We start from the raw sequence: 20,176 nt of genomic DNA on the forward strand, positions 1-20,176 counted from the left end.
GAAGGATTCGAACCTTCGAAGGCAGAGCCGTCAGATTTACAGTCTGATCCCTTTGGCCGCTCGGGAACCCCTCCACAAGTGCGAGGCGCATACTAACAGATCTTCTGGTTTTGTGAACCCCCAAGCAGGATTTTTCCATTAAAAGAATTGGATTTGTGGCCGATAACCAGTGAAATCGCCATTTTCGAGAGTTATCTCATGCTGCCCAGTTCAATCCGTAATCACCTGCTCGTTGATGAGGGCCAGTTGGGGCAGCGCCTCAACCGTGACCTGCAGCATGGCGATCGGGCGGATTTCCGGTTGCATCTGGCCTTGCTCACCGACGCGGTGGAAGAGCAGCCCTGGTTTGATGCCAAACCGGCGGTCAGTTCCCAGAGCCGTGACTGGCGTCCGCACTTTGACTTGAGACCGGCAGAGGTGCTGGTGGCTGAAGGGGCTGGGAGTGACTGCAGTGCCATCAATGAGCGGTTGCAACAGGGGGGAAGCATGGTGGATGTGCGGCTCTGGCTGGCGCTGCAAACGCCGCCGCTGGCGGTCAAGCAACCGCTGCTGGATGAGGCTGTCTACGACAACCTGTCGCCGCTGGCGCGGGAGCGGTTGCAAGGAAAGCTGGCCGATATGCCACGCCAGGAGGATCCGTTGGTACTGTTGCCGATCCTCGACCGTTTGCAACAGGGGGTGGATACCCGGTTGCACTGGCTCAGTTGATGGCGCCTGCTCACTGGTGTAACGCGGTGCTTATCGGGCAAATCACAGGCAACAAAAAGGCGGGTAACCCCGCCTTTATGCTCGCTGAATTTTTAGCCTTGCGGCATGCTATCAAGCGTCGGCTTCATCCGGTTGCGGCTGCTCTTTGAGGGCGGCGTTGGCGCGACGGGCAATCGGCTTCTCGGTGTGACGATTGAGTTGGCGCTCCAGCTTTTGACCCAGTTCGTTGATGGCGGCGTAGAGATCCTCATGCTCTGCCTGGGCAAACAGTTTGCCGTTGGGGATGCCAGCACTGGCTTCGACAGTGAACATCAGACGCTCTTTGGAAACAATCACATGGGGTGTGATGAGAGGCACCTGAAGACGTTCGAGCTTTTCAAAACGGGATTCGATGCGCTCGCGGATAGCCGGGGTGATGTCGATGATTTTGCTGGTAATTTCGATTTTCATATTGGCCCCCTTCGGGTCGTCTTGCTTGTGTCTTCACCTTCAGATTACTCATTGGTAAAGATTGAAATGTGATCCATGTCACATAACCTTCCCTTGGCTATTCAGCAACTTATAAATTGTGATCTTTTCCGGTTTCGTGCCAAAAACAGCTTGAGCTCCATGAAACTGGCAGGCAGTATGACGGGAATAGGATCGTTTCTGTCCCTTCTTGGCAGCACTTCGTGTCGACCTCATGTCCGGTTTCCACTGCTTGATATCGCATGTTTGTACTCTTCCCTCGCAACCGCTGATCTGATGAGTGGATGCAGGGGGCGTTGCTGTGCCCGATGGGACATCAAACGTGGTTGGTTGTTGTGTTGGAGTGGTAAATGAAGCAGCAAGCCACGCAAGTTATGTGGTTTTTCGATCGGCAACATGATCAGTGGAGTCTCTCTGATCAGGGGGCCTACCAGCAGTGGCAAGGGGAGGGCAATCATCCCTGGGCCGCTCGCCTGTTACCGGAAGATGAGGCAGGCTTTGCCGACTTTCTCGTCCGGCTTCATGAATCACATCTGCCAGAGCAATTCATCGGTCATCTGAAAGATGATCAGGGTCAGCTTAACCATGTGCTCTGGAGCGGCCAATTTGTGCCCACCCAGCAGATCTGCTGTGGCTGGCTGGCCCCGCTCGATACCGCCAACAGCGCGGTCTCCTCCCTCAACCTCTCTTTGCCGTTGCTGCAAACCACTCTGCTCACCCAGTTGGCGCAGGCGCTCTCTGCCCGCACCGGGCTCGACTTCTTCAATACCCTGGTCAGCCAGCTGGCTCACATCCTCAAGGTGGATGCGGTCTGGGTGGGGGAGCTGTGCGGTGCCGACCGGGTCAGGGTGCTGGCCGCCGACGGGCTGGCGCAGAAGGATTACCCGCTGGCGGGCTCACCCTGTCAGGAGCTCTACAAGCAAGGTGCCATCTGTTTCGAGGTGATCGACGAGTCGCAGGAGTATCAACCCTGGCTGGCGGCCGGGCAGACTTACTATGGTCAGCCGCTGTTTGATGCCAGAGGTCAACTTCTGGGTCACCTGGCGCTGCTCTATTCGGCCCCGGCAGATACCCGCAACCTCACGTCGGTGCTCAATACCTTCTCGGTACGGATGGTGGCCGAGCTGGAGCGGCTGCAATCCGATGCCCAGATGCGCCTCTCTGCCGTTGCATTCGAGACCCACGAAGGGATCATCATCACGGATCCGGGGTTCAAGATCCTGCGGGTCAACAACGCCTTCAGCCAGATCACCGGCTTTGACAGCCAGTCGGTACTGGGCCTGCATCTGGAAGAGGATCTCTGGCCAAATCTGGGGGGATTGGGCTACGAGCTCAACACCCTCAGCCGCTGGCAGGGAGAGACCCAGCGTCGCCACGTCGATGGTCACACCTATCCCCAGTGGGAGATAGTGACGCCGGTGCAGGATGAGAAAGGGGTGATCAGCCACTTTGTCATCTGCTTCGAGGATATCTCAGAGCGCAAGGCGGCCGAGCGGCGCATTCAGGATCTCGCCTATTACGACGAGCTGACCGGATTGCCCAACCGCCGTCAGCTGCACGAAACCTTGGTGCAGACCTTCAACGAGTCGGTCCGCGACGGCCTGATTGGTGCGCTGCTCTTTATCGATCTCGATCACTTCAAGACCATCAACGACTCCCTCGGCCACGCCACCGGTGACTGGCTGCTCAAGGAGGTCGCCGCTCGCCTCAAACGGCTGGTGCGACAGGGGGATTGTCTGGCACGTCTCGGCGGTGACGAGTTTGTACTGTTGCTGCCGTCGCTCTCGGCTAGCCCGCCCCAGGCGGAGATGCAAGCCGATATCATTGCCGAGCGCCTCATCACCGAGATTGCCGCCCCTTATACCTATGTGGGACAGGTGTTGCACATCGGCGCCAGCGTCGGCATAACTTTGTTTCCGGATCGGGAGCAGGGGGTCGATGATCTGCTCAAGCAGGCAGATACCGCCATGTATCAGGCCAAGTCCGCTGGCCGCAAGACCCGTCGCTTCTTCGATGCCTCGATGCAGCAGCAGGCGGATCGCCGTCTGCTCATTCACAACGAACTGCGCAATGCCCTCAGCCAGCAAGAGCTGACCCTCTACTATCAGCCCCAGCATATGGTCGATGGCGGCGATATCATCGGTGTCGAGGCGCTCATTCGCTGGCAGCCGGCCGGTCGCTCGCTGGTCTCGCCGGCCGAATTTATCCCCATCGCCGAGGAGACGGACCTGATTGTCGATATCGGTAACTGGGTGCTGCACGAGGCGTGTGCCCAGTATGTGCTGTGGGAGGAGAACGGCATCCACATTCCGCAGATCTCGGTCAACGTCAGTGCCAAGCAGTTCCATGCCGCCGATTTTGTCGAGCGGATCCATGATGTGCTGGCGCAAACCGGCATGGATCCGGCCTGCCTCAATCTGGAGATCACCGAATCCGTGGTGCTGGGCCACGCCGAGGACACCATCAGCAAGATGACCGAGCTCAAGGAGCTCGGCATCAGCTTTGCCATCGACGATTTTGGCGCCGGTTACTCCTCCTTGAGCTATCTCAAGCGACTGCCTGCCGATGAGCTCAAGATCGACCGCTCCTTCATTCAGGACATCCCGAAAGATGGCGACAACATGGCCATCGTCGAGGCGGTGATCGCCATGTCGCGCCATATGGGGTTCAACGTCACGGCGGAAGGGGTGGAATCCCGTCAGCAACTGGAGTTTCTCAAGGCGCAGGGGTGCAGTTTCTATCAAGGCTATCTTGCCTCCAAGCCGCTGCCGGTGCCCTATCTGGAGAAATATGTACAGCGGCTGACCAGACCGGAGCCGCTACGCGAAATGCAGTTGAGCAGTGCAGAAAAATAGTCCCTGCTCCCCGCTGTAGCGCTGCCCGGCAACGGGTAGAATGAGAGGCAGTAGACCCACCGCCACCGGGCGGTGTATTGCCCTCAATGGAGATGTTCAGTGAAAGCTGTATGGGGAATTGTTTTGTCGGCGCTGTTTGTGCCGACTCTGATGGCGAAGACTGCCGACCAGACGCTCTACCGTCAGGCGTATGACGCCGTACGGGCCAATGATCAGGCCCGTTTCCAGCAAATTCGTGCCCGGTTGACCCATTATCCGCTGCTGCCCTATCTCGATTACTATCAGCTCGCCTTTCGTCCGGGGGCGGCCGATTACAACGATGTGACCCGCTTTATCCGCCAGCATGGGGATACCCCCCAGTCCAACCGGCTGGAGCGCAGCTATCTGACCTATCTGGCCCAGAGCCAGCAGTGGTCGCAGTTCCTGCGCTTCTATCCGGCCAAGCCGAGCTCCACCGATCTGCTCTGCATGCACTATCAGGCGCTCTATTACACCGGCAAGCCGAAAGAGGCGCTACAGGGGGCGGGCAAGATCTGGATGAGCGGTCAATCACGCCCCGATGCCTGCTCCCCGCTGTTCCTGCTGTGGCAGGCATCCGGTCAGCGTACCCAGGAGAAGATCTGGCAGCGGATGACGCTGGCGTTCGAGGCGGAAAACCCCAACCTGATCCGCCACCTTGGCGCGACCCTGGGTAGCGGCTTGCAGAGCTATGGCGATCAGATGGTGACCCTGTTCGAGCAACCCGCCAAGGCGATGAACCCGGCCTATTTCAGCAACAACCCCTATTCACGCAAGCTGCTCTCCCTCGGCTTGACTCGCTATGCCAATCAGGAGCCGGAGTCGGTGCTGCGCCAGCTGGCGCTGTTTCGCAGCCGTTTCGGCCTGACCCAGGCCGAGGTGAAACCGGTAGAGCGTGCCATTGCCCGTCGTCTGCTGCTTGATCGCGCCATTGCCCAGCGCAGCTGGGTCGACAGCACGGTGAAAAAGCTGGCGGATCCCGATATCACCGAGTTGCGTGCGCGACTGGCCATCTGGGAGCAAGATTGGCGTGGCCTCTCCGGCTGGGTGAAGATGATGCCGATGGCCCGTCAGAAAGAGGATCGCTGGCGCTACTGGATGGCGCGCTCCCTTGAGGTGCAAGGGCAGCAAAAACCGGCGCGAGATCTCTATCTGGAGACGGCCAATTTGCGCGGTTTCTACGGTTTTATGGCAGCCCAGCGCACTGGCGTGCCTTATCGCATCAAGAACCAGAGCGTCAAGCATGTGCCGGACTGGCGCACGGCCAGCCAGCGCTGGCCCTTCCTGTTACGGGTGCGCGAGCTGTTGTCGATGAACGAGATTGCGGCGGCCCGCTCGGAGTGGATCCACAACATGGATCGCAACCCGGTGGCCCAGCGTATCGAGTTTGGCCATATCGCCCTCAATCAGGGCTGGCACGAGCTGGCCATTCTCGCCAGCATTCGCGCCGAAGCATGGGATGCCCTCGATTTGCGCTTCCCGCTGCCGCTCAAACGCACCTTCTCCCAGATGGCGCAAGAGCGCACCATGAACACCAGTCTGCTCTATGCCATCTCCCGTCAGGAGAGTGCCCTCTATCCGCAGGCCCAGTCGCCGGTGGGCGCGCGCGGCCTGATGCAGCTGATGCCAGCCACCGCCAAAGAGACCGCAGGCAAGCTGGGGGTGCCTTATCGCAACGAGCAGCAACTGTTTGATCCTGCGATGAATATTCGCCTCGGTAGCGCCTATCTCAAGCGCTTGCTGGATGTCTATGATGGCAACCGGATCCTGGCGGCGGCCGCCTACAACGCCGGGCCGGGCCGGGTAAAACGCTGGCGTGATCAGAGTGACAACAAGCCGATGGATGTGTGGGTCGAGAGCATTCCGTACAAGGAGACCCGCAACTACGTACAGAATGTGTTGTCGTTCGATCTCATCTATCAGCACAAGTTGCAGCAGCCGCTGCGCTTCATGTCGGAGCGGGAGCTCAATCACGCCTATTGAGTAGAGGGCCGCCCGTCGGCCCCTGTTTTCAAATTTCCCTGCCGCCGGGTATCATCGGGTAAGGTTTTGTTACCAAAGGAAACATGCCCGGTGACCTGGCTCCGGGAATTACATCAGGCCGCAGGGTATACTCAGGCGTCGGCACCGACAGGTTCCCCCACAATAAAGGAATGGATAGTGGCAACGATTAAAGATGTTTCTCAGCTGGCAAATGTGTCTATCTCCACCGTGTCGCGCGTTATCAACAACACGGCACAGGTAGCACCGGAAAAGCGTGAGGCCGTATTGGCGGCCATGAAGGAACTGAATTTTCGACCCAACAGTTTTGCCCAGGCTCTGGTCAGCAAGCGTTCCAACTGCATTGGCGTGCTGGTCGGCGACCTCTGCGGTGGCCCCTTCTTTGCCCAGATGATGCGTGGCATCGAAACCATGGTCGATCAGGCCAACAAGTTCACCATCGTCATGTCTGGCAACCACGATATCGCTCGCGAGCGTCACGCCATTCAGGCGCTGCTGCAGCGCCAGTGCGATGCGCTGATCCTCCACAGCAAGGCGCTGCCGGACGAGGAGCTGAGCGAGCTGGCGGCAGGCTCTACCCCCATTGTCTTTATCAACCGTCAGGTACCCGGGGCCGAAGATCGCTGCGTCTGGCTGGACAATAAGGCCGGGATCACCACCGCGTGCCAGCACTTGCTGGATGCCGGCCATCGCAAAATCGCCTTTATCACCTCCGATGATGAAGAGTTTGTCGATGGCTTGCAGCGGATGGCGGGCTATACCCAGACCCTGGCCAGAGCCGGAATTCCTCTGGAACCCGCATTGATTGGCCGTGGCTTTGCCGACGAGAACGGCGGTTATGTGGCGATGTGCGAACTGATTGCGCGCGGAGTGGAGTTCACTGCCGTGCTCGGATTCAACGATGCCATGGTGGCGGGGGCTATCTCCTGCCTGCTGGAGCGTGGCTACAAGATCCCGCAGCAGGTGTCGGTGGTGGGGTTTGACGATATTCCCTACGCCCGCTACATCTATCCCAAGCTCACTACGGTACGTTACCCCATCGAAGAGATGGGCAGCCGCGCTGCCGAGCTGGCGCTGCGCCTGCTCGATCACAAACCGGTGGACGGCCTGGCGCTCAAGTTTGAAGCCCAGCTGGTGGAGCGTGAGTCAGTCGCCTGACGTGCGTCAAACAGCGAATAACAACGTGGCCCCATCGGGGCCACGTTTGTTTTTGCTTGTTGTCTGCTTGTCGGCCCGTTTAGAAGCGGGCTGAGCCGCTGACGTAGTAGCTGCGACCCGGTTCGACGTTCTGGAAGACGGTGTCTTTCTCTTGCAGGCGCACGTCGGTCAGGTTGTTGATCCCCAGTCGCAGGTCAAAGTTCTCGGTGACCTTGAAGCCGGTGCCGAGATCGAAGGTCTGATAGCTGGGCAGCTTGTGCAGTACGACAACCTTGTTGACGGTCTGCTCGGCAAACTGGGTGCCGGTGTAGGTGGTGCCGACAAAGGCATTGACCCGCTCGGTGGCCTGCCAGGTGATCTTGGCGTTGGCCTTGTGCTCAGGCCGCTCGGGCAGAGCCTGGCCCTGATCGCCTTCAGCCTTGAGGTAGGTGTAGTTGGCGCCGAGGTTGATATCGTCGGTCAGATCGAGCTTGCCGGTCAGTTCCAGCCCCTTGGTAGTGGCTTTCTCCAGGTTGTACCAGGTGCGGTCAGTGGAGTTCGGCAACGGCTTGAAGGTGAGCATGTCGTCGATGTCGGAGTAGAACAGGGTGGCGCTGGTCTCCCAGATCCCTTCTCCTGCGATGACTCCCAGCTCGTAGTTGGTGCTGGTTTCCGGCTTGACCTTGTCGCTGCCATAGATGCGGCAGCTGCCGCCGCAGCTCTCGATGCTGTAGCCGTTGGAGTACTGGTGCGGCGCCGGTGCCTTGAAGGCCTGGCTGACACCGCCTTTCACTGTCACTACATCGTTCATCTCATAGACCAGATAGCCGCGCGGGGTGAAGTGGCTGCCGTAGATCTCGTGGTGATCGTAACGACCGCCCAGAGTCAGGGCCAGGCTGTCGGTCAGGCCGATCTCGTCCTGAGCAAACAGTGCCTCCTGGGAGTGACTCTCCTTGCCGCCGATATCCTTGTAGCTCACCACATCCACCAGCTCCCGATCTAGATATTCACCCCCCAGGGTCAGGTAGTGGTTGGTCAGTGCCAGGTTGGTATAGCCCTTGAGGGTCAAGGTGTTCTCTTCCAGCTCCCGCTGCTGCGGGGCTGAGTAGCTGGTGTTGAAGTCGTCGATTTGGGAACTTTCGTAGTTGGCCATGACGGTGGTGTCACCCCAGCTCCAGTTCCCCTTGTGGGTCAGACCAAACAGGTTGCGATCGTTCTGCTGCTGGCGGCTGTGCACCTTGTTGCCTGTTTTGCGGAAGATATCGAGGGGCCGCTCATCCTGGTTGTAGAGGTAATCCAGCTCGAAGCGTTGCTGCTCATCCACCAGCCAGCTCAGGGTAGAGGCAAAGTTGCGGGTCTGCTTGGCTTCGATAAGGGGGATGCCGTCAGCAGCTTCGGTGGGGGTCCAGGCTTGACGGTCATACACCTCGCCGTTCATCCGGATCAGCAGGTTGTCGGTCAGCGGGCCGGTAAAGCCCAGGTTGGTTCTGTGCTGATCGCCGCCATCCTTGCCCTCGATGGCCTTGAAGTCAGCATCGGCTGCCCCTTGCCAGGTTTTGCCCGGCTGTTTGGTGATGATGTTGATGACACCCCCGATGGCATCAGAGCCGTAAAGTGCCGACATGGGGCCACGGATCACCTCGACCCGCTGGATCATGCCAAGGGGCACGGGAGTGTTGTCGAAGTTGCCGCCGCGCCACAGGGCATTGGAGGAGGAGAGGCGTTTGCCATCCACCAGCACCAGCGTGTATTTGCCCGACATGCCGCGAATGCCGATATCGCTGCGGCCATTGGTGTCAGCTTCTGCCTGAATGCCCACTTCGTGGCGCAGCAGGTCGGCAAGGTCATTGACCGGTGCGGTTGCGATCTGTTCTGCGGTGATGACAGAGATAGAGGCCGGTGCCGAGCGGGTATTGTGCGCCGTGGTGGTGACGGTGATCACCTCATCGGCTTGAGGGGCATTGCTGGCGGCGATCGCTTGCTGGGTCAGCAGGGTGACTATGGTGGTGGCCAGCAGGCTGGGAGCGATAAAACGAGAGGCTGAGAATTTCATTATTTACATCTTCCATAACATTCAAATGATAAGCATTATCATTATCTAGGCTATCTTGTTCCGTTCGCAACACATTTTTACTGACGAGCTGACGAGCTGACGGGGCGGGTGCGGTGCAATGGCAACCACCACCCGTGATCGATGGCAGAGACTATCAGGGGGGAATGGATCTGGCCGCGATGATTGATGTCATCAATAAACGCGAGAGGCGGGTTGTCATGGTGAGTGGTAGCGAGGAGATAAACCTGATGTCGGGGATAGCGCAGGAAAATGAAAACGTGGTCAGAGTGGTCGCCATGACTCTGATAGACGCCATCCGGGAGGCCTTGCTGGCGGGCAAGCTGGTGGGGCTGGGGGAGCCGCACTGGCACCCGGATTTTATCCGGCGCCAGCACGCCTGGCTCTGCGATCCGGCGCTCTGGGGAGTCATGACCGATCTGGTGCTGGAGTGCGGCAACCGCCGCCATCAGGGCTTGCTCGATGCCTGGCTGACGGGGGAGGAGAGCTGGCAGGGGGAGCCGCTGACGCTGGCGCGGCTCTATCCAGTCTGGCTTGACTCCTGCGCCTTTCCTGCCTGGATGGCCCCCGAGTTTCCGGCTCTCTTTGCCGCCCTGCGCCAGAGCAATCTGGCTCGCCCCGAACATGTGCGGCTGCGGGTGCATCTCTGCGAACCCTTATTCGAGTGGCAGGAGATGAGCCCGGAGAGCTGGCAGCAGCACAACAGGGGGCGGGATCAGGCGCTGGCCGACGATCTTCTTGCACTTCCCGCCCGCGGTATGGTGGTGCTGGCGGGGGCGCGTCATCTGCTCAAAGCCGCAGGGGATCCCCATTTTGCGCAGCCGACGCTGGGCCAGTTGCTGGAGGTGGCACGGCCGGGCTGGCTGCATGTCCTTCACCCTTGGCCAATGGTTGCTGAGAAGGGAGATGAGGAAGAGGTGCGGGTGTGTGATCTGGCCGGGATCGCGACTGCCGATCTCTATCCCCACTGGCCGGCGTATCCGCCGCTGGAGACTCTTATCGACAGGCTGGTGCGCGTGGCTGACAGGGGGCGGGAGATGCGAATTTGCCCTACCTTGCTGGCTGAGCCCTGGCGCAGCCGCTTGCTAAGCCGCGCTCACCTGCTGTCAGTTGGTATGGCCCGCCAGCTGCAACACTGGCTGGCGTAACTGCTGGTTGGAGTAACGGCTGACCGAAGTAACAGCTAACTGAAGTAACAGCTAACTGAAGTAACTCAATGGGGGAGCAAGGCTCCCCTTTTTCACATTTGGCATCCTGCATTCAGCGCCGCAAAGTTGCACCATTTACGGCATACCGTGCCTCTCATCGCCGAAAATTCAGCTCCTTCATTACTTTAAAGAAGTTTCTACTGGTCTTACCTGAGTAAATCTCTTTGCTTTTTATTTAACAAGGTATTTACATCTAGGTGTCGCCAGCATCGGTGACGCTCACAACGGCAAGGAGCCAGTTATGACCCATGTCGACATCCCTTTCCTTCGTTATCTTGATGCGGAAGGGTGCCCGGTCGCCACCTTACCGACCTGGCTGGACAAGGCGATACTGCACACCTTCTACCGCAACATGGTGATGGTGCGCAGTTATGACAAAAAAGCGATTGCGCTGCAACGAACCGGCAAGCTCGGTACTTTTCCCTCCCATCTCGGCGCAGAAGCCGTGGGGATTGGCATTGGTCTGGCCATGCAGCCGCAGGATGTCTACGTCCCCTACTATCGGGACATGCCCACCCTCTATGCGCGGGGCGTGCCGATGGAGAAGAACCTGCAATATTGGGGCGGTGACGAGCGGGGCAGTTATTTTCTCAAACCCGATGGAACACCCTCTGAAGATCTCCCCATCTGCGTTCCCATCGCCACCCAGATCACCCACGCCTGTGGCATCGCGTCAGCGTTCAAACTGCGTAATCAACCGCGCGTCGCCGTGGTCACCATCGGCGACGGTGGCACCTCCAAGGGGGATTTTCTGGAGGGGCTCAACTGCGCAGGTGTCTGGCACCTGCCGATGGTCATCATCGTCAACAACAACCAGTGGGCTATCTCGGTGCCACGCAAGCTGCAATCGAGCGCCCCAACACTGGCCCAGAAGGGGATTGGCGCCGGTGTGCGCAGCCTGCAGGTGGATGGCAACGATGTGGTGGCGGTCTACGATGCCGCCCGCAGTGCTGTCGGGCGTGCTCGCAGCGGCAAGGGGCCGACCCTGATCGAGGCGATCAGTTATCGCCTTGGCGATCACACCACGGCTGACGATGCCACTCGCTATCGCGACGGGGCCGAGGTCGAGGCCGCCTGGGCGAAAGAGCCGGTCAAGCGGCTGCGCCAGTTTATGCACAGCCAGGGGTGGTGGGATGAGGAGCAGGAGCAGAGCCTGCTGGCGGAAGCCACCCGAGAGGTGGAGCAGGCGGTCGCCCGTTATGAGGCAATTGTGCCCCAGCCGCCGGAGGCGATGCTCGATTATCACTATGCCAGCCTGCCCGCTGAACTCTTACCCCAGCGCGAGCGAGTGATAGCCAAGGGGATGAAGCAGGAGGTTGGCCATGAGTGAAATCAGTTTGCTGGAAGCGGTCAACATGGCCCTTCACTACGAGATGGAGCACGACCCGGATGTGGTGGTACTGGGCGAGGATGTGGGGGTCAACGGCGGGGTGTTTCGTGCCACGGTTGGCCTGCGCGACAAGTTCGGTTTCAAGCGGGTGATCGACACGCCGCTGGCCGAGGGATTGATCGCCGGGGTGGCGGTCGGCATGGCGACCCAGGGGCTCAAGCCGGTGGCGGAGTTCCAGTTTCAGGGCTTCATCTTCCCCGGGATGGAGCAGATCATCTGTCAGGCGGCGCGGATGCGAAACCGCACCCGAGGTCGCCTCTCCTGCCCCCTTGTCTATCGCTCTCCCTATGGCGCAGGCATCCATTCGCCTGAACATCACAGCGAGAGCGTCGAGGCACTGTTTGCCCATATTCCGGGGCTGCGGGTGGTGATCCCCTCCAGCCCGAGACGCGCTTATGGCCTGCTGCTTTCGGCCATCCGCGATCCGGATCCCGTGATGTTTTTCGAACCCGACCGCATTTATCGCTCGATGAAATCCGAGGTGGTGGATGACGGTGTCGGCTTGCCGCTGGATGTCTGTTTCACCCTGCGCCCGGGCCGGGATATCACGGTAGTGGCCTGGGGGGCCTGCATTCAGGAGGTGATGCGGGCGGCGAATCTGCTGGCCGAGCAGGATATCCAGTGCGAGGTGCTGGATCTGGCCACCATCAAGCCACTGGATATGGAGACCATCCTCACCTCGGTGCGCAAGACCGGTCGGTTGCTGGTGGTACACGAGGCGTGTGGCAGCTTCGGGGTCGGGGCCGAAATTGTGGCACGGGTGACCGAGCAGGCACTTCCCTGCCTCAAAGCGCCGCCCAGGCGGCTGACCGGCGTGGATGCCGCCGTCCCTTACTATCGCAACGAGGCGTACTACCTCATCACCGAGCAGGATATCGCCGATGCCGCTCACCAGCTGATGGAGAACCAGTGGCTATGAAATTTTTCAAATTACCGGATCTGGGTGAAGGGTTGGCCGAAGCCGAGATCGTCGAGTGGAAGGTAAGTGCCGGTGATAGCGTTGCGGTCGATCAGGTGCTGTTGTCGGTGGAAACCGCCAAGGCGCTGGTGGATGTGCCCTCTCCGGTGGCCGGGGTGATTGCCCGTCTCTGCGGCGCCGAGGGAGATATCCTCCATATCGGTGCGCCGCTGGTGGAGTTCGAGGGGGGCGAGGATGATGGCACAGTGGTGGGCAAGGTAAGCGCCCATCAGCAGCGTATCGAGGATCACTTCGTGGTGGGGACCATTGCCCCGGTTGGCATGCTGGTACAAGCCATGCCTGCCGTGCGCCTGCTGGCACAAAAACTGGGTCTGGATATCGAGCGGATCAGGGGAAATGGCAGCGGCGGTATGGTGACCGAGCTGGATGTGCAGCAGGCATTCGAGGCTCAGCTAAGCAGTGGCAACGAATTCCTCAAAGGGTCACGGCGGGCAATGGCCAAGGCGATGGAGCTCTCTCATCAGACGGTAGTGCCGGTCAGCATCACCGACGAGGTGGATTTGCGTCACTGGCGGCCTGATGAGGATGTGACGGTGCGCCTTATCAAGGCCATTGGCGTGGCGTGCCGTGCCGAGCCCTCGATGAATGCCTGGTTTGATGGCGAAACCCTGTCACGACGGCTGTTCAACGAGGTCAATGTGGCCATTGCGGTGGATTCCAAACATGGTCTCTATGTGCCGGTGATGGAGAACGTAGCCGAGCGCGAGGGGACTGATATCCGACAGGGGCTGGATCGGATGATCGCCGATGTGAAGGCGCGCGCCGTGCCTCGCGAAATGTTGCAGGGGGCGACCATTACGCTCACCAACTTCGGCGCCATCGCAGGCCGCTACGCCAGCCCCATCGTCACACCGCCGCAGGTGGCCATCATAGGGGCAGGTAAATTGTTCGAGAAAGTGGTGTTCATTCATGGTGAAGCTCGCCCCGTCAGGGCATTGCCACTGTCGATGACATTTGACCACAGGGCATGCACGGGCGGGGAGGCGGCTCGTTTTCTAAGAGCGTTGGTCGATGCGTTGGAAGCGGCCACCTTATAACGGTTTGCGCCCTGTCATTGGCAGGGCACAAATTTGTTTGCGTAATCTACAAAGCCACGTATAATCCAAATCAGCTTGAAAGGGCGATAGTTATGTCAATGAATACGATGTTCTGCATCTTGTCCTGTTGTTCATAAGTTAATCCCGTTTTTTGAGCTTTACCCGCTGAAAAGCATAAGTAATTATTTTGAATACAGGTTTAAAGATATGTCTAACATGATCACCGGTACCGTTAAGTTTTTCAACGAAACCAAAGGTTTTGGCTTCATCCAGCAAGAAAACGGCCCGGACGTTTTCGTTCACTTCAGCGCTATTCAAGGTGCCGGTTTCCGCACCCTGGCTGAAGGTCAGCGCGTACAGTTCTCTGTGACCCAAGGTCAGAAAGGCCCGCAGGCTGAGAACGTAACTGCTCTGTAATTCTTACAGAATTTAAGAAAGCCGTGGTACCTCTGGTGCCACGGCTTTTTGTTTATCTGGCTCCCGCTACTGACTCACATGTGCTGAATCATGCTGCTATCGCTTCTGCTTGTTGCCACCCTTACTCCGATCTCTGACGCGCCGGTACCGGTTCAATCCGCGATGGAAGTGCAGGCTATCTGCCAGCAATTTGTCCAGGTCAGGATGGGGGCTGCTCTACAGCCCTATGAGGTCCATGCACGACTGGTGCCTGAAAGGGAAGGGGAGTGGCTGGTGGATGGCAAAGTAAAAGGACCCGAAGGTCCTTTGCTGTTTGCCTGTCATCTTCGCCAGGGGCCACATTGGGAGCTACTTAATTTTTCACTCTGGGCTCCACAGCCCATCAAAGCGGTTTGAGTGCGACCAGCAGGTGCTGCAGGTGTTCAACCATGGTCATGCCAAACGGGGTGAGATAGCCGCCATCTTCTGCGCTGATCAGTCCCTGCTGATGCAGACGAACCGCAGCTTGGCACAATTCATCAGACATATCGCTGCGTAATTTAATCCCTAGGCTCATGTTGGCCGGATCAAAGCATGCCAGTATTTTCAAATCGTTTACAAAGTCGTTAGAAACCTGGTCGATCCCAATCATGGATTTACTCCTTACGCTAAAGATGTATGCAAACTAGCATCCCCGGATCCACTTTAGTGGGCGCTGGCTCAAATTATTGATCTTTGGCTGGATGCTGCGTTTCAAATGCTGTTTTTTTCGGCGTAATCAGATGGTTGGCTAACAGCTTCGTCAAGGGCCGAGCCGGACCAAACGTGATAGGATAGGGCACTTATTTATATCGGACGGTCTATTGGTGGCTGTTCGCCCTGTTCAAGGTATCGCTCATGGTCAAGATCACTCTGGTATCCCTGCTGCATTCACTTTGTGCCCGCTTTCCTGTTTACCCCGCAGCTTCGTTGACGTCCCTGCTGGATGCCCATCAGGGCGAGGTGTGGTTGCCTGCCCGCAAGGGGGCCGACATTGCGCTGTTGCGCAAGCATGCCAAGGGGACTCATGAGCTGGCGTCACTTGATGCGGGCTGGTGTGATTTTGCCGCCAGCGACAGTGGCGAGACGCCCGAGCTGGATGCGCTTGCCAACTACGACAGCGAGATGATGGATAATCTACTGATGTACTGGCACAGCGCCGCCAAGATCAACAGCCCGATCACCGATAACCTGTTCGAGCTGCGCCGCGAAGTGGTGGATGAGGCCCATGGGGCCAAACTCGCTGCCGCCTGGGAGCAGCAACAACAGCTGCGTTTTGAACAGCTGATGGCGATGGCGGCCAAGGGCCGGGATCTGCTCTGCTTTGTCGAAGTGGAGTCTGCCTATTGGCTGCGGCAAAAGCTCAGCGAGCAGCCTGATGTGGAGCTGATCACACCTGCGTTGTAAACAGGGCAATATGACGGCTGGCGGTCTCGCTATCGAGGAGGCTGCTCTATCCTTATGGGCGTCATTGTCTGCCCCATCCGGTGCCAAGGGGCTACAAGCTGGACAAGCTGCCGACAAGATGTGAACATGGCGCCCTTTATCGAGAGAGAGACTTGGCCAATGAGCTATGAACTGAGCGACACCGAGCGCAATGCCGCGCTGCAACTGAACGCTGATTACCGTTACGAACACTTCATCAGCAAGCTGGTCGAGCATGAAGAGCTGTTTGTGCTGACTGACGAGCATGGCGTCATGATGCTGACCACCGACGATGAAGATTGCATCCCGGTATGGCCGCACCCGGAGTACGCCAAGGCGTGGGCCGAAGGCGAGTGGGCCGATTGCAAGCCACAGTCCATCACCCTGAAGGTATGGCTGGAGCGCTGGGTTGACGGTATGGAGCAGGACGAGCTGTGTGTTGCCGTGTTCCCGACCCCGGATCAGGAAGGCATCGTACTGGAGCCGGCCGACGTGGCTGACGCCATTGCCGAGAAGCAGGCCAAGCGCAGCTAATTGCCTCGTTTGCTTGCAAGCAACCCGGTTGCAAAACAAGACCCCGCCATTGTGCGGGGTCTGTCGTTTTTGGGGCAACCATCCTGTGCTCGCTGGAGCAGAGGAGGGCGGCCAAAATTACGGTTGCCGATAAGTGGTGTCAGTCAGGAGCACGACCGGGAACGTTTTGTCGGCCTTGATGGCCGCTTTGGTCTGTGTCTTTGCCTCTTCATCAATCCACAGCAGTCCACCGTAGCTGTAACCGCTGTTGTCGCCACCGAGGGGCCAGTAGAGCTGCTCGCTCTTGGGGGTTGCGGGCACCTTGGGCAGTTTTATCCAGCGCCATGCCCCTTCCCGGGTGTAGGGCACCTGATAGGCAGGGACGAAGCTGGCCAGCTCGTAGAGCCGCTGCTGGATCTGCCGTGACAGGGCCGCCTTTTTGGCAAAGTCGAACTCCTTGTCGTACTGCTCCACCAGCGCCGTGATGGCGTCATCATCGATGTTCATGATGTTGTTGGTCTGGGGTTTGTTGGCGTTGACCTTGTGGAAGAACTCCCAATAGGCGGGGTAGCGGCCGCCGCTCCAGGCCATCCAGGCGCTCTGATGCTTTTTCTCCAGCATGGATTTGAACCCGGCCGAGGCATCCATCAGGTTGAGCTCCAGATTAAGCCCCGCCTTCTTGGCCTCTTCCCGCAGCAGCGTGAGCCGCTGGGCGTGTTCTGCGGTGGTGTAGGTGATGGCGAGGGTCAGTGACTGCCCCTTGTCGTTTTGCAAAATCCCCTGCGGCCCCACCTTGTTGAAACCGGCCTTGGCAAAGTATTCCCGTGCCAGTTTGGGATCGAACGGACGGGCCTTGATGTCGCTGTTGGTAAACTCCCCCTGACCGGCGCCATAGCTGTTGAGGCGCTGGTAATCCCCCCGCAGCAGGGTGGTGAGCATCTTGTCGAGGTTGAGGGCGTGCTGGATCCCGAGCCGCACATCGAGATTGCTCAGCAGCGGATCGGCGGTGTTGAGATAGAGCCCCATCGGCGATTGCGGGGTCTGGTTGTAGAACCAGATACGCGAGATATAACCCTTTTCGAACTCCGACGTTTTGGTCTTGTCGTGCCACCAGTTGGGCATCACCAGCGGGAAGGTGTCGAGATCGCCGCGCAGGAAGTGCTGCCAGGCGATGTTCAGATCCCTGAGCACCTTGATCTCGATCCGCGCGGGATTGAAGCGATGCTGGAAGTAACGCTCGTCATCCCCCCACCAGTTTTCAATCCGCTTGAAGGTGACCGACTTGCCCTTTTTCACCTGATCGAGCTGATAGGGGCCGGTGACCGGCAACACCTTCCAGTTGTACTCCTTGACCCAGTTGGCGGTGAGCGTGATGGCGTGGCTCGGCTCCGGGCTGATGGGCAGTGATTCGAGCAGATCCTGCCGGCTCTTTTCGGTGCCGCTGGTGATGGCCAGGGTGTGATCATCAAACTTGGTGATGTCGGCTATCTGGGTGCTGTAGTAGTTGTTGTACCAGGGGTCGTTGATCTCCTTGCTGCGCATCATCTTGAGGGTAAAGAGCCAGTCATCGGCGGTGACCGGTTGGCCATCTGACCAGCGCGCCTTGGGATTGATGCGAAAATAGAGGGTCTTGTGGTCGGCGCCGAAGGCCCACTCGTTTGCCAGCATCGGCATGGGATTGCCGGTGACGGGATGAGTACTCAGCAGTGGCAGGTTGGTTTCCCGCACGTAACCGGCAAACCCGCCGTTGGAGTCGGGGCCATATTTGCGCAGGGTCAGGGGGAAGCTGGTCATAAAGGTGCGAAAGGTGCCGCCGCGCTTGGCAGCCGGATCGGCATAGAGAGGGTCCGTGTTGTTGCTCTCCCACTTCAAGCCAGCGGGCAGCGTGGCACTCCAGCCAAACGGGCTCCAGCACAGGGTCAGGGTGATGGCGGTGGCGCGAATGATAGGAGGGAGGCTGCGCCCCCCGGCAGTGATGGTCGATGGCATGTCCTTGCTCTCCTGAAAGTCTGCTTCCTGCAGATCACGCTCTGATGACGTCAGTCCCGATGGGACTGGCTCATCATGAAAATTTTATCCTGTCAGGTCAATGAAATAGCGCAAATTGGCAGGCGCTCATCATGTCGCGCTCTGTGGTTTCAACCCGCGCAGTCGGCCACCGAGCAGATGCACCACAAAGCCGAGCAGCACCAGACCTGAGCCCAGCCACTGCATGGCGGTCGGATGTTCATCGAGCAGCAGGGCGGCCGCCACCATGCCGACACAGGGGATCAGCAGGGAGAGCGGCGCCACCTGCGCGACCGGATAGCGCATCAGCAGTCGCCCCCACAGGCCGTAACCCAGCCAGGTCGCGACATACGAGAGGTAGAGCACGCACAATAATCCCTGCCAGCTGAAGTTGAGCAGGCTGCTGACCATCAGCGCCGGCCCCTCGAACAGCCAGGAGAGGGCGAAAAACGGCAGAATAGGCACCAGACCACCCCAGGCGATCAGGCTGGGCAGCGTGGTTTGGTAGCGCAGACCAATCTGGCGGTTGATGACGTTGCCAAGGCCCCAGCAGGCGGCGGCGCACAGCGTCAGCACGAAGCCGATCAGGGTCAGGTTGCCCTCACCGTGGGTGGCGATGAGATAGAGGCCGAGCCCCGCCAAAGGCAGCGCCACCCAGTGGTGGGGTTGCCAGCGCTCCCCCAGCCAGATCATCGCAAACAGCAGGGTGAACACCACCTGAGATTGCAGCACCAAGGAGGCCATGCCCGCCGGCATGCCGAACTTCATGGCACTGAACAGAAAGGCGAATTGACCGAGGCTGATGGCGCCGCCGTAGGCCAGCAGCCAGCGCCAGGGCATGGCGGGCCTGGGCACCAGCAAGATGGCGGGAAAGACCACGCCGATAAAGCGCAGTGCCCCCAGCAGTAGCGGTGGTATCCCCTCCAGTCCCCACTTGATGGCGATGAAGTTGAGCCCCCAGCAGAGGATGACCAGAGCGGCCAGACACTTGTCCTTGGTTTGCATGGTTGAAATCCCTGTCATCAGCAGTGCGGCGCGCGGGTTTACACTGCCCGGCGCGGTCGGCAAGGGTGGGAGCATACCCTTGAGCCGGTGGTGAGTGTCAAGGACAAAGGCCCGTTTGGATATTTCTGGTTGAGAGGCCCGTAGCTGCTTTTTGTTGCAAGGTCAGGGCAGATCAGGCCGTGACGCAGTGCAGCGCAATACCACGGTCGGTGATAGCCGCACGCATGGGGGCGGGCAGGGCATCGTCGGTGACCAGCACGCTGATCTGGCCCGGTGCGCCAAGCTGGCTCGGGTGAATGGCGCCAAATTTGCTGCTGTCGGTGATCACCACATTGGTCATCCCTTTGGCCAGCACGCTGTTGACCACATCGGCCCGCATCATGTCGCGACCGGTAAAGCCCACCTCGGGGTGAAAACCGTCGACCCCGATAAAGGCCTTGGAGAAGTGCACCTGCTCGATACAGAGGCGCGTCAGCGGCCCCACCACGCTTTCGCTCTGATGCTGGAACAGCCCGCCGAGCAGCACTACCTGAGCCGGGGTGTCTTTGAGCAGATGGGCGATATAGCTGCTGATGGTGATGATGGTGACCCGTTTGTGCAGGGCCAGATGGCGCGCCAGCATGGCGTTGGCGCTGCCCCCTTCGATAAAGACCGTCTCGCCATCTTCCACCAGCTGGGCGGCCCGCTCGGCGAGGCGCTCCTTGAGCAGGTAGTTGATGTTCATCCGGGCATCCGGGTCATCGGTCTCCAGCGCCATGGCCGAGCCGTGTACCCGTCTGAGCAGCCCCTGTTTCTCCAGCGCGGTGAGGTCGTTGCGCACCGTCACCTCCGACACGCCGGTGTGTTGGGCGAGCTCACTCACGCTCATCTTGCGAGCCTGATGGACCAGAGTGAGGATCAGTTGGTGGCGTGGATTCAT

The 20,176-nt window shown here is 59.1% G+C and carries 18 protein-coding genes; 12 read left to right on the plus strand and 6 right to left on the minus strand.

Annotation, left to right across the window (positions count from 1 at the left end):
- The first annotated feature begins 198 nt into the window (after positions 1 to 198).
- A complete protein-coding gene (locus tag OKC27_RS15145) occupies positions 199 to 708 on the plus strand; it encodes a VC2046/SO_2500 family protein (RefSeq protein WP_042657154.1) in 510 nt (169 codons plus the stop codon).
- 111 nt (positions 709 to 819) lie between these two features.
- Here the strand turns inward: OKC27_RS15145 and hpf are convergent, their stop codons facing one another.
- The gene (hpf, locus tag OKC27_RS15150; protein ID WP_005334257.1) at positions 820 to 1,158 is read right to left on the minus strand and encodes a ribosome hibernation-promoting factor, HPF/YfiA family; all 339 of its coding nucleotides are present in this window, start codon (positions 1,156 to 1,158) and stop codon (positions 820 to 822) included.
- A gap of 368 nt (positions 1,159 to 1,526) precedes the next feature.
- On the opposite strand from hpf, the gene OKC27_RS15155 reads away from it, so the two are divergent.
- The 3 genes from OKC27_RS15155 (at position 1,527) to OKC27_RS15165 (ending at position 7,208) form a co-directional block, all read left to right on the plus strand.
- Positions 1,527 to 4,031, plus strand: coding sequence for a putative bifunctional diguanylate cyclase/phosphodiesterase (locus OKC27_RS15155; RefSeq protein WP_270806430.1), 2,505 nt, complete (start codon positions 1,527 to 1,529; stop codon positions 4,029 to 4,031).
- Between the two features lie 99 nt (positions 4,032 to 4,130).
- A complete protein-coding gene (locus tag OKC27_RS15160; RefSeq protein WP_149153221.1) occupies positions 4,131 to 6,032 on the plus strand; it encodes a transglycosylase SLT domain-containing protein in 1,902 nt (633 codons plus the stop codon).
- A 177-nt stretch (positions 6,033 to 6,209) separates the two neighbouring features.
- Positions 6,210 to 7,208: a LacI family DNA-binding transcriptional regulator gene (locus OKC27_RS15165; RefSeq protein WP_042057459.1), complete on the plus strand. Its 999-nt coding sequence runs from the start codon at positions 6,210 to 6,212 to the stop codon at positions 7,206 to 7,208.
- A gap of 79 nt (positions 7,209 to 7,287) precedes the next feature.
- Here the strand turns inward: OKC27_RS15165 and OKC27_RS15170 are convergent, their stop codons facing one another.
- Complete coding sequence (locus OKC27_RS15170; RefSeq protein WP_182970753.1) at positions 7,288 to 9,240, minus strand: TonB-dependent receptor domain-containing protein; 1,953 nt, start codon at positions 9,238 to 9,240, stop codon at positions 7,288 to 7,290.
- A gap of 218 nt (positions 9,241 to 9,458) precedes the next feature.
- On the opposite strand from OKC27_RS15170, the gene OKC27_RS15175 reads away from it, so the two are divergent.
- The 6 genes from OKC27_RS15175 (at position 9,459) to OKC27_RS22890 (ending at position 14,685) form a co-directional block, all read left to right on the plus strand.
- Positions 9,459 to 10,406 (plus strand): hypothetical protein, encoded by a 948-nt coding sequence (locus OKC27_RS15175; RefSeq protein ID WP_244842049.1) that lies wholly within the window; start codon positions 9,459 to 9,461, stop codon positions 10,404 to 10,406.
- 301 nt (positions 10,407 to 10,707) lie between these two features.
- Positions 10,708 to 11,796 carry a pyruvate dehydrogenase (acetyl-transferring) E1 component subunit alpha gene (gene pdhA / locus OKC27_RS15180; protein ID WP_182970754.1) on the plus strand — a complete coding sequence of 363 codons (1,089 nt, stop codon included), beginning with the start codon at positions 10,708 to 10,710 and terminating at the stop codon, positions 11,794 to 11,796.
- The gene (locus tag OKC27_RS15185) at positions 11,789 to 12,775 is read left to right on the plus strand and encodes an alpha-ketoacid dehydrogenase subunit beta (protein ID WP_182970755.1); all 987 of its coding nucleotides are present in this window, start codon (positions 11,789 to 11,791) and stop codon (positions 12,773 to 12,775) included. Before pdhA ends, OKC27_RS15185 begins: the two co-directional genes overlap by 8 nt.
- Positions 12,772 to 13,872, plus strand: coding sequence for a dihydrolipoamide acetyltransferase family protein (locus OKC27_RS15190; protein ID WP_139709148.1), 1,101 nt, complete (start codon positions 12,772 to 12,774; stop codon positions 13,870 to 13,872). Before OKC27_RS15185 ends, OKC27_RS15190 begins: the two co-directional genes overlap by 4 nt.
- Positions 13,873 to 14,079: 207 nt before the next feature.
- Positions 14,080 to 14,289 (plus strand): cold-shock protein, encoded by a 210-nt coding sequence (locus OKC27_RS15195; protein WP_075112094.1) that lies wholly within the window; start codon positions 14,080 to 14,082, stop codon positions 14,287 to 14,289.
- A 90-nt stretch (positions 14,290 to 14,379) separates the two neighbouring features.
- A complete protein-coding gene (locus OKC27_RS22890) occupies positions 14,380 to 14,685 on the plus strand; it encodes a hypothetical protein (protein ID WP_320657502.1) in 306 nt (101 codons plus the stop codon).
- On the opposite strand, the gene OKC27_RS15200 is transcribed toward OKC27_RS22890, so the two are convergent.
- Entirely contained in the window at positions 14,672 to 14,920 is a 249-nt protein-coding gene (locus OKC27_RS15200; RefSeq protein ID WP_033136857.1) for a TIGR02647 family protein, read from the minus strand. The genes OKC27_RS22890 and OKC27_RS15200 overlap by 14 nt on opposite strands.
- Before the next feature lie 245 nt (positions 14,921 to 15,165).
- Here OKC27_RS15200 and OKC27_RS15205 point away from each other — a divergent pair, with 245 nt between their 5' ends.
- Both OKC27_RS15205 and OKC27_RS15210 read left to right on the plus strand, forming a co-directional pair.
- Positions 15,166 to 15,714: a hypothetical protein gene (locus tag OKC27_RS15205; protein WP_182939302.1), complete on the plus strand. Its 549-nt coding sequence runs from the start codon at positions 15,166 to 15,168 to the stop codon at positions 15,712 to 15,714.
- Between the two features lie 159 nt (positions 15,715 to 15,873).
- The gene (locus OKC27_RS15210) at positions 15,874 to 16,266 is read left to right on the plus strand and encodes a DUF2750 domain-containing protein (RefSeq protein ID WP_182939303.1); all 393 of its coding nucleotides are present in this window, start codon (positions 15,874 to 15,876) and stop codon (positions 16,264 to 16,266) included.
- Positions 16,267 to 16,383: 117 nt separating this feature from the next.
- On the opposite strand, the gene OKC27_RS15215 is transcribed toward OKC27_RS15210, so the two are convergent.
- The 3 genes from OKC27_RS15215 to OKC27_RS15225 form a co-directional block, all read right to left on the minus strand.
- The gene (locus tag OKC27_RS15215; RefSeq protein ID WP_182939304.1) at positions 16,384 to 18,234 is read right to left on the minus strand and encodes an extracellular solute-binding protein; all 1,851 of its coding nucleotides are present in this window, start codon (positions 18,232 to 18,234) and stop codon (positions 16,384 to 16,386) included.
- A gap of 129 nt (positions 18,235 to 18,363) precedes the next feature.
- Complete coding sequence (locus tag OKC27_RS15220; protein ID WP_182939305.1) at positions 18,364 to 19,257, minus strand: EamA family transporter; 894 nt, start codon at positions 19,255 to 19,257, stop codon at positions 18,364 to 18,366.
- A gap of 172 nt (positions 19,258 to 19,429) precedes the next feature.
- A complete protein-coding gene (locus OKC27_RS15225; protein WP_182939306.1) occupies positions 19,430 to 20,176 on the minus strand; it encodes a DeoR/GlpR family DNA-binding transcription regulator in 747 nt (248 codons plus the stop codon).

The sequence above is a fragment of the Aeromonas sp. QDB62 genome (assembly GCF_027705695.1).
GTDB classification, from domain to species: domain Bacteria; phylum Pseudomonadota; class Gammaproteobacteria; order Enterobacterales; family Aeromonadaceae; genus Aeromonas; species Aeromonas allosaccharophila.

Bases quoted from the DNA above. Each gene is read 5' to 3' on its own strand.
- OKC27_RS15205 (WP_182939302.1), top strand. From the start codon at position 15,166: ATGGTCAAGATCACTCTGGTATCCCTGCTGCATTCACTTTGTGCCCGC.
- OKC27_RS15175 (WP_244842049.1), top strand. From the start codon at position 9,459: ATGGTGAGTGGTAGCGAGGAGATAAACCTGATGTCGGGGATAGCGCAG.
- OKC27_RS15210 (WP_182939303.1), top strand. From the start codon at position 15,874: ATGAGCTATGAACTGAGCGACACCGAGCGCAATGCCGCGCTGCAACTG.
- OKC27_RS15225 (WP_182939306.1), bottom strand. From the start codon at position 20,176: ATGAATCCACGCCACCAACTGATCCTCACTCTGGTCCATCAGGCTCGC.
- OKC27_RS15155 (WP_270806430.1), top strand. From the start codon at position 1,527: ATGAAGCAGCAAGCCACGCAAGTTATGTGGTTTTTCGATCGGCAACAT.
- OKC27_RS15200 (WP_033136857.1), bottom strand. From the start codon at position 14,920: ATGATTGGGATCGACCAGGTTTCTAACGACTTTGTAAACGATTTGAAA.
- OKC27_RS15215 (WP_182939304.1), bottom strand. From the start codon at position 18,234: ATGCCATCGACCATCACTGCCGGGGGGCGCAGCCTCCCTCCTATCATT.
- hpf (WP_005334257.1), bottom strand. From the start codon at position 1,158: ATGAAAATCGAAATTACCAGCAAAATCATCGACATCACCCCGGCTATC.
- OKC27_RS15185 (WP_182970755.1), top strand. From the start codon at position 11,789: ATGAGTGAAATCAGTTTGCTGGAAGCGGTCAACATGGCCCTTCACTAC.
- OKC27_RS15195 (WP_075112094.1), top strand. From the start codon at position 14,080: ATGTCTAACATGATCACCGGTACCGTTAAGTTTTTCAACGAAACCAAA.
- OKC27_RS15190 (WP_139709148.1), top strand. From the start codon at position 12,772: ATGAAATTTTTCAAATTACCGGATCTGGGTGAAGGGTTGGCCGAAGCC.
- OKC27_RS22890 (WP_320657502.1), top strand. From the start codon at position 14,380: ATGCTGCTATCGCTTCTGCTTGTTGCCACCCTTACTCCGATCTCTGAC.
- pdhA (WP_182970754.1), top strand. From the start codon at position 10,708: ATGACCCATGTCGACATCCCTTTCCTTCGTTATCTTGATGCGGAAGGG.
- OKC27_RS15170 (WP_182970753.1), bottom strand. From the start codon at position 9,240: ATGAAATTCTCAGCCTCTCGTTTTATCGCTCCCAGCCTGCTGGCCACC.
- OKC27_RS15220 (WP_182939305.1), bottom strand. From the start codon at position 19,257: ATGCAAACCAAGGACAAGTGTCTGGCCGCTCTGGTCATCCTCTGCTGG.
- OKC27_RS15145 (WP_042657154.1), top strand. From the start codon at position 199: ATGCTGCCCAGTTCAATCCGTAATCACCTGCTCGTTGATGAGGGCCAG.